Annotated in this window: 9 protein-coding genes; 7 read left to right on the forward strand and 2 right to left on the reverse strand. The window is 40.2% G+C overall.

Annotation, left to right across the window (positions count from 1 at the left end):
• Positions 1-107: 107 nt before the first annotated feature.
• The 6 genes from QE450_RS21445 to QE450_RS21470 all read left to right on the forward strand — a co-directional run bounded on the left by QE450_RS21445 (position 108) and on the right by QE450_RS21470 (position 10,874).
• Complete coding sequence (locus tag QE450_RS21445; RefSeq protein WP_273614446.1) at positions 108-1,010, forward strand: carbohydrate ABC transporter permease; 903 nt, start codon at positions 108-110, stop codon at positions 1,008-1,010.
• Complete coding sequence (locus QE450_RS21450) at positions 1,003-1,827, forward strand: carbohydrate ABC transporter permease (RefSeq protein ID WP_273614447.1); 825 nt, start codon at positions 1,003-1,005, stop codon at positions 1,825-1,827. Before QE450_RS21445 ends, QE450_RS21450 begins: the two co-directional genes overlap by 8 nt.
• Before the next feature lie 801 nt (positions 1,828-2,628).
• Positions 2,629-5,712 (forward strand): beta-galactosidase, LacZ type, encoded by a 3,084-nt coding sequence (gene lacZ, locus QE450_RS21455; protein WP_307301974.1) that lies wholly within the window; start codon positions 2,629-2,631, stop codon positions 5,710-5,712.
• A 362-nt stretch (positions 5,713-6,074) separates the two neighbouring features.
• A complete protein-coding gene (locus QE450_RS21460; protein WP_307301976.1) occupies positions 6,075-6,692 on the forward strand; it encodes a VC0807 family protein in 618 nt (205 codons plus the stop codon).
• Between the two features lie 122 nt (positions 6,693-6,814).
• Positions 6,815-7,366 (forward strand): MOSC domain-containing protein, encoded by a 552-nt coding sequence (locus tag QE450_RS21465; RefSeq protein WP_307301979.1) that lies wholly within the window; start codon positions 6,815-6,817, stop codon positions 7,364-7,366.
• A 31-nt stretch (positions 7,367-7,397) separates the two neighbouring features.
• On the forward strand, positions 7,398-10,874 hold the full coding sequence (locus QE450_RS21470; protein ID WP_307301981.1) for a DEAD/DEAH box helicase: 3,477 nt from the start codon (positions 7,398-7,400) through the stop codon (positions 10,872-10,874).
• 50 nt (positions 10,875-10,924) lie between these two features.
• Here QE450_RS21470 and QE450_RS21475 read toward each other — a convergent pair whose 3' ends face one another.
• A complete protein-coding gene (locus tag QE450_RS21475) occupies positions 10,925-11,989 on the reverse strand; it encodes an HD-GYP domain-containing protein (protein WP_274171243.1) in 1,065 nt (354 codons plus the stop codon).
• Between the two features lie 486 nt (positions 11,990-12,475).
• On the opposite strand from QE450_RS21475, the gene QE450_RS21480 reads away from it, so the two are divergent.
• On the forward strand, positions 12,476-13,264 hold the full coding sequence (locus tag QE450_RS21480; RefSeq protein WP_273614453.1) for an SDR family oxidoreductase: 789 nt from the start codon (positions 12,476-12,478) through the stop codon (positions 13,262-13,264).
• A 2-nt stretch (positions 13,265-13,266) separates the two neighbouring features.
• Here the strand turns inward: QE450_RS21480 and QE450_RS21485 are convergent, their stop codons facing one another.
• Positions 13,267-13,599: an MGMT family protein gene (locus QE450_RS21485; protein WP_307301985.1), complete on the reverse strand. Its 333-nt coding sequence runs from the start codon at positions 13,597-13,599 to the stop codon at positions 13,267-13,269.
• Between the last annotated feature and the right edge of the window lie 224 nt (positions 13,600-13,823).

Raw genomic sequence — 13,823 nt, forward strand, 5'->3', positions numbered from 1 at the left:
TAGACACAGCAATGAAACCTTGGGCTTCGCCGTTCAAGGTTTTATTGCTGTATCTAAGCTATAAATAAAAAAAATAACCCACAAGCGATATAAAGGAGATGAAAGAAATGAAAGCAGCTCAACCTCAATCCAAGTTCGGCCCTCGTTTCAAAGCTGGCTTAACCGGATGGTTATTTATTGCAATCGCGGTTCTAATGATATGTGCGTTTTACTTTTATCCAATGATTCAAGCACTTATTCTTTCGTTCCAAACGGGAACAGGCTCTAATCTGAAATTTAACGGTATTGATAACTATGCTCGTTTATTTACAGATGATATGTTCTTGACTGCAGTAAAAAATACATTTATTTATTTGATTTTCCAAGTGCCTTTAATGGTTGTGCTTGCTTTGTTTATCTCTGTATTACTGAACAACCCTCGTTTAAGATTTAAAGGATTTTTCCGTACAGCTATTTTCTTACCTTGTATTACATCGCTTGTTGCTTATTCCGTTGTATTTAAATATCTATTTTCTTCGGATGGTTTGGTCAATGCGTTGTTACTGAAATTGCATTTGATTGGTGCTCCGATTGAATGGATTGCTGATCCGTTTTGGGCAAAAGTAACAATTATTATCGCGATCACATGGCGCTGGACAGGTTATAACATGATTTTCTATCTATCTGGATTACAAAATATCGACAACTCTATTTATGAAGCAGCACGTATTGATGGTGCTTCCGCAATTCGTCAATTTTTCAGCATTACGATTCCTATGCTAAAACCTATTATTTTGTTCACATCGATCACATCGACAATTGGTACGCTGCAATTATTTGATGAAGTCGTCAATATTACCAAAGGTGGACCAGGTAATGCGACCACATCGATTTCGCAGTATATCTACAATCTGTCGTTCAAATATTCAGCAGACTTTGGTTATGCAGCAACTGTATCGTATTCTATCGTAATTATGATCATCATCTTAGCATTTATTCAATTCAGAGTGGCAGGTGATCGCAATGAATAAATCGAAAACGTTTTTCACTTATATTTTCTTGAGTATCGCCGCATTCATCTCTATTTTTCCATTTTTCTGGATGATCGTCAGCTCAACGAACCTTTCGGTAGACGTCACCAAAGGTAAATTGTTACCGGGTTCACATTTAATCGAAAACTTCCAAAAATTAACGAGTTCTGTAGATATTATGGGTGCTCTCGGAAACTCTGCTAAAATCTCGATCAGTACTACGATTCTAGCATTGTTAATCGCTTCTCTTGCAGGATATGGATTTGAAGTATACCGCAGTAAAGCGAAAGATATCGTATTTAACATTTTACTATTATCGATGATGATTCCTTTTGCAGCGATGATGGTTCCGTTATATCGGATGTTCGGTAAAATCAGTAATGTTGTACCAACGATCGGTATCGACACATTAGCATCAGTAGTTATTCCGACCGTAACAACAGCGTTTTTGATCTTCTTTTTCCGTCAAAGTACCAAAATGTTCCCGAAAGACTTGCTTGAAGCAGGTCGTATGGATGGTCTTACCGAGTTGGGATTATTCTTCCGTGTGTACATGCCAACGATGAAAACGAGTTATGCTGCTGCGGCGATTATTACGTTTATGTCGAGCTGGAATAACTACCTATGGCCTTTGGTTGTTTTACAATCGCCAGAAAATCAAACGATTCCGTTGTTAATTTCTAACTTGGGATCAAGTTATGCACCGGATTATGGTGTGATCATGATCGCTATCGTATTCTCTACATTACCTACTGCAATTGTCTTCTTCGTAATGCAAAAACACTTCGTAGCAGGAATGGTTGGATCGGTAAAATAAATCTCAAAGTTGTGGAGATGGACTGTGGCTGTTGATGGGGACCGCTTCGTCTAAGGAATTGTCCTTGCCGCCGCTGGTAAAGATAAATGCTTTGAATGACTGCCAAGCAGTCGCATTTATCTTTAAAGGCGACGTTCAGGACAATTTCCTTAGACTCCGCTCCGCCGCATCACAGCCACTTTGCCACGTCCACAAGAAAGAGATTTCATTTTACTTCGAGTAGGTAGCAGGGGAGATTTAGGGAGTTAGGGATCTAGCGAGTTAAGGATTTGGGAATTTTAAATTGGAATTTAGTATTCAGGATTAAAAGAATAAAAGAATAAAATAGTAAAAGATTTAAGGATGTAAGGGTTGAAAAGATTTTATGGTTTTGACTTGTTTGATGCTTTACGCTTATTTGATTTTGAGAGTAACGTGAAATGAATTAGTTTAAGATCAGAGCCATCATTATATCGATGCTAAAGCGAATAGCAATGCTAGAGCGAGACTAACATCATTATTTTATGCAATGAAAAAACCATATAGCCAAAGCGCATATGAGCTAAAAACTCCAAAGTGGTCATTTACTCTAAAGTGAGGATCTAAGGTTGAGGTTTTGGTTCTACTATGGAGACGCAGTCAAATGGAGTAGCAGTTACATCTAGCGGAGGGGAATCGTTATTCTGAAAGGAGCCTTTAAAATTCGGATATCGACCACTTAGTGGTCTAATCAAGATATCCGAGTTTTACCAGCGACGGCAAGAATAACGATTCCCCGGAGCGCTAGTCACTCTAAAACAAAGAAAAGTCGGGGGTATGGACATGAATCAACAAAAGCCTAGTTTGGACTGGTTAACCGATGTCAGTGTATTTGCTGTGAATCGCTTGAAAGCGTACTCAGATCATAAATATTATGAAACGTTAGAAGAAGCACAGACACGTGGCGATATGAAGCTTCGTTCTTCACTTAATGGTAATTGGAAGTTCAACTATGCTACCAATCCAAGCACTCGCCCACAAGGATTTCAAGAAACAGACTTTGCTTGTGACGGTTGGGGAGATATTACCGTTCCGGGTCATATTCAATTACAAGGTTATGGACAAATGCAATACGTAAATACAATGTATCCGTGGGATGGACATGAAGATTTGCGTCCATTGTTCACATCAGAGACAGCTACAGTAGAAAACAGTCTGTCTACTCAATCGAATCCGGTAGGCAGTTATGTGAAGTACTTTACAGTGCCTCAGCATTTACTAGAGCGTCCATCTGGAGATCAATCGCCTATTTATATTTCGTTTCAAGGGGTAGAGTCTGCTTTTTACGTTTGGCTTAATGGACAATTTGTAGGGTATAGCGAAGATAGCTTCACACCGGCTGATTTTGATCTGACACCTTATCTTCAAGCAGGCGAAAATAAATTAGCAGTTGAAGTGTACCAACGCAGTACAGGTTCATGGTTAGAAGATCAAGATTTCTGGCGTTTCTCCGGTATTTTCCGTGATGTGTATTTGTATACTGTACCGTCTGTGCATGTTCGCGATCTTCATGTGAATGCTGGATTGGATGATGCTTATACGCAAGGTCAGTTGTCGGTACAATTAACATTAGAGCAAGCGATCTCGGCAAAAGCAATGATCGAAGTACAAGATGCGACAGGGGCTAATGTAAGTTCGCTTGAAGCTACATTTGTCGATGGAAAAGCAGAGCTTACTACCACTATTGATCATGTACATACATGGAGCGCAGAGCATCCGTATCTGTATACGTTGTTGATTTCTATTTATGACGAAGCAGGTCGTTTGGTAGAAGTGATTCCACAGAAATCAGGATTCCGCCGTTTTGAAATGATCAACAAAGTGATGTGCTTAAATGGCAAACGAATTGTGTTTAAAGGTGTCAACCGTCATGAGTTTAATGCTCGTACAGGACGCGCGATTACAGCAGAAGATATGCTGTGGGATGTTCGCACAATTAAGCAAAACAATATGAATGCTGTACGGACATCGCATTATCCGAACCAGACGCTCTGGTATGAGCTATGTGATGAGTATGGTCTGTATGTGATTGATGAGATGAACTTAGAAAGTCATGGTTCATGGCAGAAGATGGGCGCTGTTGAGCCATCTTGGAACGTTCCAGGTAATTTGCCAGAATGGCAAGATATCGTTATGGATCGTGCGATCTCTATGGTAGAACGTGACAAAAACCATCCATCGATTCTGATCTGGTCTTGTGGTAATGAAGCATATGCAGGTGAAGTGATTCTGAATGTATCCAACTACTTCCGTACGACTGATCCTACACGCTTGGTTCATTATGAAGGTGTCTTCCACAATCGTGATTATGATGCAACAAGTGATATGGAAAGCCGGATGTATGCCAAAGTAGCTGATGTGGAAGAGTATCTAAATAATAATCCGCAAAAACCATATATCAGTTGTGAATATATGCATGCAATGGGTAACTCGGTTGGAGGTATGTCTAAATATACGGATTTGGAACAGAAGTATGAGATGTATCAAGGTGGATTCATCTGGGATTATATCGATCAAGCAGTCATGAAAGAAGATCGCTATGGTAAAGAATATTTAGCATTTGGTGGCGATTATGATGATCGTGCTACCGATTACAATTTCTGTACAGATGGTATCGTATATGCCGATCGTAAAGTTTCTCCTAAAATGCAAGAAGTGAAATTCTTATACCAAAATATCAAACTTCTTCCTGATGTAAGTGCGATTACGATTGTAAATGAAAATGTATTTGTCGGCACTGATGCGTACAATCTCGTCTATAGCCTTCACCATGAAGGTGTAGAAGTATATACGAATACGATGCCTGTTGAAGTCAATGCACAATCACAAGCACGTATTGAATGGGTATTGCCAGATATGCATACTCAAGCAGGTGAGTATGTAATTCATGCGTCGCTTGTACTGAAAGAAGCAGAACTATGGGCAGAAGCTGGTTATGAAGTCGCATTTGGACAACATATTTTCCACGTGGAACAAAAAGAAGAGTCTGCACTTCCAACAGGTACATTACGTGTAGCACATGGTGATGTGAATATCGGTGTACATGGTACAGGATTTAGCGTGATGTTCTCTAAAGGAGCAGGTAGCTTAACTTCTCTACGTTATGGACAACGTGAAATGATCTCTACGCCACCGGCACCATTGTTCTGGCGTGCAACAACAGATAATGATAAAGGAACAGCTAGAGGATTCCATGCAGGCAACTGGTTTGCAGCTAGTCTTGCTCGTCAATGTATAGGTATTGATGTGAATGAGCAAGCAGACCATGTAACGGTTACATTCCATTATGGATTCAGTATTCATGCTGATCTGAAAGTAACAACAACCTATACTGTGTATGGAGACGGAAGTGTAAAAGTACAGTCTACTTACAACGGTGCGACAGGACTTGCGAATCTACCGATCTTCGCTTTATCGTTCAAAGTACCGGCAGATTATGATCAATTGGACTGGTATGCGATGGGACCTGATGAGAACTATAGCGACCGCGCATTTGGCGCTCGTTTAACACATTTCCAGAATCAAGCATCTGATAATGTATCCGGTTATGTTGTACCGCAAGAATCCGGTAACCGCACAGGTGTACGTCGTGTGGATATTACCGATCAACGTAAACAAGGGATTCGGATTACAGCACCGTCGACAGCACCGGTAGAATGTAATATTTCGCCGTATACTGCTTTTGAATTAGAAAGTGCTTATCATCAATATGAATTGCCAAATGTGTACTATACGGTAGTTACTGTAGCTGGCAAGCAAATGGGTGTAGGTGGGGATGATAGCTGGGGTGCTCCTGTATTAGATGAGTATCAGATTCCTGCGGATCAACCGATAGCGTTCGAATTTGCGATTCACCCGCTAGTCTAAATTAGATACAACCCAAAGACTTTCCTTTCCGAACAATTATGTTCTGGATTAGGGAAGTCTTTTTTTATGAAAATTAACGATAAAGAGCATTATCATTTATGAAGTATTCAATAATATTCGTTGGAAAAAATAATTTGAGTCACAAAGTTACAACCCGTATAGTAGCGATAATGAAATGAATGTCTTCTTAATCAGCTTCTTACTCCATACTCCTTTGTCTATCTAGAGATATACTTCAACACTAACCTTGCGGTAGATTTTATTTGTTGGTCATCCTGTTAAGATTTAATTACAAGATGAAGTAGAGAACGAACGAGGATAGTAGCATATTTCAACATTATATAATCAAAGGAGTGTTCATCATGCTTAATATGTCAACGAGTAGTTATATCATATTTACACTGGTTATTAACGGTCTTATTCCGTGGGGAGTCTATGTATGGCTGTCACCGTATGTAGGAGGACTAACTGCATTATCGATTGCGACGTTAATTCCTTTGGTTGATAATGTATTTCATTTTGCCAGACATCGGAAAATTGATGTATTCGGAGGTTTGATGTTACTAACTTTTGTGCTCTCATTGGTGATGGTATTGCTAGGAGGTAGTGAAAAGCTTCTTCTTTTGCGAGAATCAATGATTACAGGTGTGGTTGGTATCTTATTTTTGGGTTCATTATGGGTGGGCAAGCCCCTTATTTATTATATAGCTAGTCGTTTTAGTACCATTTCAGATTTTGAGCAAAAATGGCAATATGCTTATTTCCGCAAAGTCATGCGCAATATGACACTGATCTGGGGCGTGCTACTTGTGCTAGAAGCTGGTACTAAAATAGTGATGGTCTACGAACTTAGTGTTATTCAGGTGCTTGCATTATCGAGTATCGTATCTTATAGCTTTATCGGTGCAGCTATTGGTGCGACTATCCTTTATCGCCGTAGAGCAGCAGTCACTATAAAGCAGCAACAATCTATTTCCTAGATCATTCCTGGATAGAAGCCTGTAAGATAGGGCTTCTTTTTTATGTGTATTTCCTCTATGATATTCACATTGTATATACAACAAGAATAACGTTAAATTATCTATACTAAAGGAGAAATTCAATGACCGATCAGATCATCACCGTACAACAAGTATTAATAGCAGATACACCCAAAAGCTTTATTACTCGAGAATTACCTTCGATTGCGGTAGAGCTAGCAGGTATTCCTGGAGATCGTCATTATGGATTGTTACGCCCTGCTGATTCCAGACAGAAAATATATAAAAAAGGAACTATGATTGCTAATCGCAGACAGATCAGTATTGTGTCTTATGAAGATTGTGAGCAGATTGCATTACGTATGAAATTGCCTGAAGTAAGACCTGAATGGCTAGGGGCTAATCTTATGATACGTGGATTCGATCAACTTACACATTTGCCAGCAGGAGCGAGATTAATTTTCCCCGATGGAACCGGCCTAATCTGTGAAGGAGAGAATCTGCCTTGTATCTTTCCAGGGAAAGTGATTGAAGAAGTATATGATATTCCCAAATTACGTTCCAAATTTGTACCGGCTGCCCGCAAATCAAGAGGTATCGTTTGTTCCGTAGAACGGGAAGGTACGATTTATCAAGGCGATACCGTACAGATTATCACAGCTCATTTATCCTAAGTAATACATTTGTAGAAAGGAGGATTCTAACGTGAGTACCGAACTTCATTTGCCAACGATCGAATTATGGTGTGGAAAGACTGCTTTTGCGAAAGGGAAATCGTATTACCGTAATGGTAAAGTATCCTTCATTCAATATGATCAGCAATCTTCGATGTATCAAGCGATTGTGAATATTAGAGCTAAACTGACCGAACAGGTCTCTGTAAATGTGGATGAAGAAGGGGAAGTGTATGCTCAGTGTAGTTGCCCTTCGCTGTCCTCTTATGATCATTATTGTCAGCATATTGCGGCGGTATTAATTCATATCTATTATGCACAACAGCAAGGGATTGTACCTATTCTGGTAGAGTCCTCTGCGAAGCCTGAGCGGTCTTTGGCTGAAGAAGAGCAAGAGGTAGATACTTCGCAAGAAGATAATTATCAGATACAACAACAGCACAACGATGCACTACAATTAACCCGGCATATGCTTTCTTTATTTGCCGATAAAAAGCAACGTCCTAGTGGCAGTCGAACGTATTTCGAGACTCGAACAACACTTCAAGTAGAATGGATCTGCAAGCCTATTGCTTACGGTAATCGGCAATACCGAATAGGCATCGAAATGAAAGTTGGACCCAAGCGTGTCTATATTGTACAGCAGTTGATCGAATTTCTAGAGCATGTGAAGCGGCGAGAAAGTTATTATTTTTCCAAATCGTTCACATATGATCCTGAACTACATAGCTTTGCTCGTACAGATGATCGTCTTATTCAGCATATGCTCGATATTATTCAAGAAGAACAACAATACGGAAGCTGGGAAGCGCAAGGTGCGATTGCTGGATACCATCAACAGCATCAGCGGTTAGTATTAATTCCAGCTTCACACTGGCAAGAAATGCTTGAGCAACTGTCTCACGCATCTTTCACTACTTTGGAATATAACGGTCAGCAGTGGGGTACAGTGATGCCAAGTCAGGAATTGTTGCCGATTCAATTTCAACTGGATCGTTATGAACTAGAATCCAATAAAAGTAGCAAAGATACAACATCTCTTAGCGCCCCACCCCGATATGAATTGCATGTAGAAGGGCTAGAGCACCTTATTATACTGGAATGGTATGAAACGGTTATTTCTTATGGTCAATTGATTCATGTACCTGAGAACGAGTGTCAGCGTCTGAGTGAGCTTCAATCGATGTTGCAAGCGTCAGAGCAATATCGCACTCATCAGACGATGACTATTCCGGAAGAGCAATTAGAGCCTTTTATCGAGCAAGTGATTCCAGGATTGATGACATTAGGTCAGGTTCATATGACTCGCGCTGTTTCTGAATATATTGTACGTACTCCGCTTCAAGCACGATTGTATCTGGATCGTGTGCGAGATCGGCTATTAGCAGGATTAGAATTTCAATACGGGCAGGTCACTATCAATCCGTTAGATCTACAAGTGCCTTCATTACCAGAAGGGCAGATTTTATTAAGAGATAGTAAGCAAGAAGAAGAGATTATGATGTTGTTGGACGAAGGTTCTTTTGTACAGACCGAAGGCGGTTATTTTTTGACAGACGAAGATGCTGAATATGAATTTTTGTATCATATTTTGCCTCGTCTGGAACAATGGGTCGAAGTGTATGCGACTTCAGCAGTTAAGGCCAGAGTATATAATCCTTTATCTGCACCCAAATTAAAAGTGAATACAGACCCGCGTCATGATTGGTTGGAATTGACTTTGGAGTTGGATGGTATAGCAGAGTCTCAGATTATAGAAGTGCTCAATTCGCTACGTGAACAACGGCGTTACCATCGTTTACCTAATGGAGCGTTATTACCTTTAGAACAACAAGAATTCCGCAAAATTATCGCTTTTATTCAGCAAACGGGTATGGCGAAATTTATGCCATTGGATCATGATCTGCTGGATCATACAACCAATGAAGAGCAGACTGGACAGTTGGTGATGCGGATGCCGCTCATTCAAGGACTCGCAGGGCTAGATCAAGAGTCAACGAACGAAAGTGTCCAGTTCGGCAAGTCGCTGCGTTTGTTGTTAGACAATATGCGTAACCCTGATCTGCGCGAAGAGCCTGTACCTGCACATTTAGCACCTATTTTACGGGATTATCAGCAGTATGGTTATCAGTGGATGAGAACACTGGCTCATTATGGTTTCGGTGGTATTCTGGCGGATGATATGGGGCTTGGCAAAACGCTACAAAGTATTACTTTTCTAGCTTCTATGTTGTCTGATATCCGGCGTAGTGGTCAACCTGCATTGATCGTAACGCCAGCTTCACTGATGTATAACTGGCAACATGAGATTCGGCGCTTTGCTCCTGAGATTCATATTTGTCTGATTGATGGAAGCAAAACGGAGCGTAATCGGCGCTGGTATCAATCGTTGCCACAGCAGTCGTCAGAACCCGAGGGGAGTGATCGACCTGCGGTGGATGTCATTATCACTTCCTATCCATTATTGCGTCGCGATCTAGAGCAAGTGCATCGATCTTCTTTTCACACGTTGATCTTAGATGAAGCACAGACATTCAAAAATGATCTTACTCAAGTTGCGAAAGCGGTCAAACAGATCAAAGCGCAATATCGTTTTGCATTAACAGGTACACCGATAGAAAATTCGATCTATGAATTATGGGCAATTATGCATGTGGTATTTCCGCAACTGTTAGGCGATAAAAAGTCATTTGCTGATCTGTCTAACGAAACGGTTGCTAAGCGGATTCGTCCATTTGTACTAAGACGATTGAAAAAAGATGTACTCAAAGAACTGCCTAACAAACAGGAACATATCCTTGTCTCTGAATTATTACCAGAGCAGAAAAAACTGTATGCTGCTTATCTAGCCAGACTACAACAAGATGCTTTGAAGCATTTGAATGACAAGGCTGTACCGCAAAATAAAATCAAAATTCTAGCAGGACTTACCCGTCTACGTCAGTTGTGCTGTCATCCTGCTTTATTTGTACAGCAGTATGAAGGTGGATCAGCCAAGTTAGAACAGCTGTTAGAAATTGTGGAAGAAAGTCTGGATGCAGGCAAGCGATTGTTGATCTTTTCTCAATTTACCGAGATGTTGGGGATTATCGGGCAGGAGCTTCAACAAGCGCAAGTTCCTTATTTTAATCTAGATGGAAATACCCCTGTAGCGGAACGAGTAGAGTTATGTAATCGATACAATCAAGGAGAGCGTGATATCTTTTTAATTTCGCTCAAAGCAGGCGGAACAGGGCTTAATCTGACCGGAGCGGATACGGTTATTTTATATGATCTATGGTGGAATCCAGCGGTAGAAGAACAAGCGGCTGATCGTGCTCACCGCATTGGACAGCAAAATACGGTGCAAGTGATTCGCTTGATTGCGCAAGGTACTGTAGAAGATAAAATGTTCGAATTACAACAGACCAAAAAGCATTTGATCGACGAAGTGATTCAAGCAGGCACCGAACAACCTGCGTTAACAGCGTTAACCGAAGAAGAGATTCGCCAGATCTTAATGATCTGACGAATCTCTTTGTATAGTTAAGCCTGTATAACTTTAGTTATAAGCGTAGATTACGTGTGCATATGTGTGTTTAGACCTTCTACACCTGCAATAACGATAGAATGGTGAGCAAGTAGATCTAGATCATAAGGTGAATCTAATCGTTCACCAGCTTCATTATATAGAATCCGAATAATAGGACGTTGAGTAATCGATTTGTGAATATGCACCACAACACCTTTGAGACCATTGCTCAAAATGACAGTTAGACCGATCGGATAGATAGCGACCCGACTTTTGAAAACTTCCATCATATATTTATCATACATCGTGCCATATCCTGCATATAAGACTTCGAGTGCTTGATGAGGCAAAAGGGCAGAGCGGTACACACGACTTGTGGTCAATGCATCGTATGAATCAGCAATCGCGATCCATTTGGCATATTCATGGATATCCGGTTCGGTAATACCACGCGGGTAGCCACTTCCGTTCAATCGTTCATGATGCTGATAAGCGCAGTGGGCAGCCAGTAGCGGAATGCCAGGCTCGTCTTTTAACATTTTGTACCCGTATTCGGTGTGTAGCTTAATTTCTTCGTATTCCATATCGGTTAATCGTTCTGGCTTGGACAATATCGAATTAGGGATTTTGATTTTGCCAATATCGTGTAACAAAGAACCAATTCCAAGCACATGCAGTTCTTCTGTAGAATATCCATGTACTTTTCCAAGTAAAAGAGTATAAATGCATACATTTAAAGAATGATGATATAGATATTGATCTTTGGCATTGATATTCAATAACATAATCATCACTTCAGGATCTGAGCTGATATCATTTAGAATCGAATCCACTACTCCTGAGAAGGAACGTCCAATTAAAGGGTAATTCTTCTTTTGGGCTTGAGGATCGATTAGACTGCGGAACCCGGTCTTTATTTCTTGTAACGCTTTATGACGAGTCTCAGAAGTAATAATATCTTTGACTACGATATCTTCAGTATCTGCATCTTGAATGTACACATAATCGAGACCATGATTATGTAATTTACGAATAATACCGCTTGTTAATTCGGAGTCTATAGCGAGGAGTACAACTCCTTCATCATTGTGTATTTTTTTGGCTAATCGCATTCCCGGCTTTAGGGAGGTAACAGGTATCAACCTCAATAGTAGTCACTTCCATCTATTATAGTTTAAGGTAACAATTCCACTTAGACTGTTAAGTATTGGCGTATAAGAACACCTTATTGAATAGTTCGACAATCATTATAAACATGGTAAAAAAACCTTCGAACCAGCCGGATAGATAAAGTTCGCTTCTGTTATTTCGGTTCGTGTCTATATTGTATAGGTAGGATTTCAATAAGTGATACGTAATCTTCAATTACTGGTAAAAGAAAATCACATCGGATTCCGTGCAAAATGGGTATATTCATTATATCGACACTTCATACTTATTTAATAAATTCTGAGAGCAAATTTGTGGGAAATCTTAAAAAAAACGTCTTACATTTGAAATAAAGACCTTTCACTAAGCTAGATGAATTATATAGGGATTTTTCAAAATGAACCAGAGAGATTATGGAAATCAATAACACAATTTTAGGAGGGTTTGATATGGAATTAGGATTGCAGGATAAATCTGTATTTGTAGCTGCTGCTAGTAAAGGATTGGGAAGAGCGAGTGCGCTTGAATTTGCAAGAGAAGGTGCCCGCGTAACGATTGCTAGTCGGAATATCGAACAGCTTCAAGAAGCTCAACAAGAGATTGCTTCGGCAACCGGGGTAACAGTAGACATTGTACAAATGGATGTGAATGATGCTACACAGATTCAATCGGCTATAGCACAAGTAATAGAACGCACAAGTCGGTTAGACGTATTGGTCACCAACGCTGGCGGGCCTCCAGGAGGAACATTTACAGATATGGAAGACGAGCACTGGCAACAAGCATTTGAACAAAATCTACTCAGTACGATTCGTCTGATTCGTGCGGCTTTACCAGCTCTACAATCTGATGGTGGTGGACGGATAGTCAATATTGCTTCCTCTTCTGTCAAACAGCCTATCGATGGATTGATTTTATCCAATGTTTTTCGTGCGGGTATTCAGGCACTAACCAAGACATTATCTTCGGAATACGGGCACAAAGGAATATTGATCAATACCGTAGCACCCGGACGGATTGCGACTGATCGAATCTTAGAATTAGACAGTAAGCGTGCAGCAGATCAGCAGATATCTGTAGAACAATTGCAAGCACAAGCTACTGCACAGATTCCACTTGGACGGATGGGAACACCGGAAGAATTTGCACGTATGGTTGTATTTTACGGTTCGTTTGCCAATACGTATGTAACCGGACAGTCTCTGATCGTCGATGGAGGAACGATCCGGGCATTATAAGATTACATTTCATCCACATGTTCAGATTCCACGTATTTATACCGATAGATAGAGAGATCGACAATAGCCTGGATACCGAATTCTACACCTTCTTCTTCAAGTAGCATTTGTTGAAGAAAACGGGATTCATCATCTGTTATAGCGATCTCTCCTTTACTATTGACCACTCTATGCCACGGAAGATCATACTTCTTACTCATCGAATGTAACACACGCACAACCTGTCTCGCAGCACGCGGACTTCCTGCTTCTGCGGCGATCTGTCCATAAGTCATTACTTTTCCGTACGGAATAGCTTGAATAATTCGAATAACATGTTTAGTAAATGGTTGCATTATACCTCTCCTATCTTTTTCTGTTAGCACCATAGACATAAAAAGCAAAAATCAGTTTTATAGGACTACATAGTATAAAAAGTCGATTTTTTGTTAATTTAATGTCGAAAAATGTAATAAATAAGCTTTTTTTATAATAAAAAGATTGATTTTAAGATATGTTGGGTATAAAGTCTTATACAAAAAGAAGGTCAAATGTACGAAATAAAGGTAACAGCATATGA

The organism is Paenibacillus sp. SORGH_AS_0306 (assembly GCF_030819345.1).
GTDB classification, from domain to species: Bacteria; Bacillota; Bacilli; order Paenibacillales; family Paenibacillaceae; genus Saccharibacillus; species Saccharibacillus kyungheensis.

What these genes read in the sequence shown, in the direction of transcription:
- QE450_RS21480 (WP_273614453.1), top strand. Translation starts at nt 12,476, where the DNA reads ATGGAATTAGGATTGCAGGATAAATCTGTATTTGTAGCTGCTGCTAGT.
- QE450_RS21460 (WP_307301976.1), top strand. Translation starts at nt 6,075, where the DNA reads ATGCTTAATATGTCAACGAGTAGTTATATCATATTTACACTGGTTATT.
- QE450_RS21465 (WP_307301979.1), top strand. Translation starts at nt 6,815, where the DNA reads ATGACCGATCAGATCATCACCGTACAACAAGTATTAATAGCAGATACA.
- QE450_RS21485 (WP_307301985.1), bottom strand. Translation starts at nt 13,599, where the DNA reads ATGCAACCATTTACTAAACATGTTATTCGAATTATTCAAGCTATTCCG.
- QE450_RS21475 (WP_274171243.1), bottom strand. Translation starts at nt 11,989, where the DNA reads ATGCGATTAGCCAAAAAAATACACAATGATGAAGGAGTTGTACTCCTC.
- lacZ (WP_307301974.1), top strand. Translation starts at nt 2,629, where the DNA reads ATGAATCAACAAAAGCCTAGTTTGGACTGGTTAACCGATGTCAGTGTA.
- QE450_RS21450 (WP_273614447.1), top strand. Translation starts at nt 1,003, where the DNA reads ATGAATAAATCGAAAACGTTTTTCACTTATATTTTCTTGAGTATCGCC.
- QE450_RS21445 (WP_273614446.1), top strand. Translation starts at nt 108, where the DNA reads ATGAAAGCAGCTCAACCTCAATCCAAGTTCGGCCCTCGTTTCAAAGCT.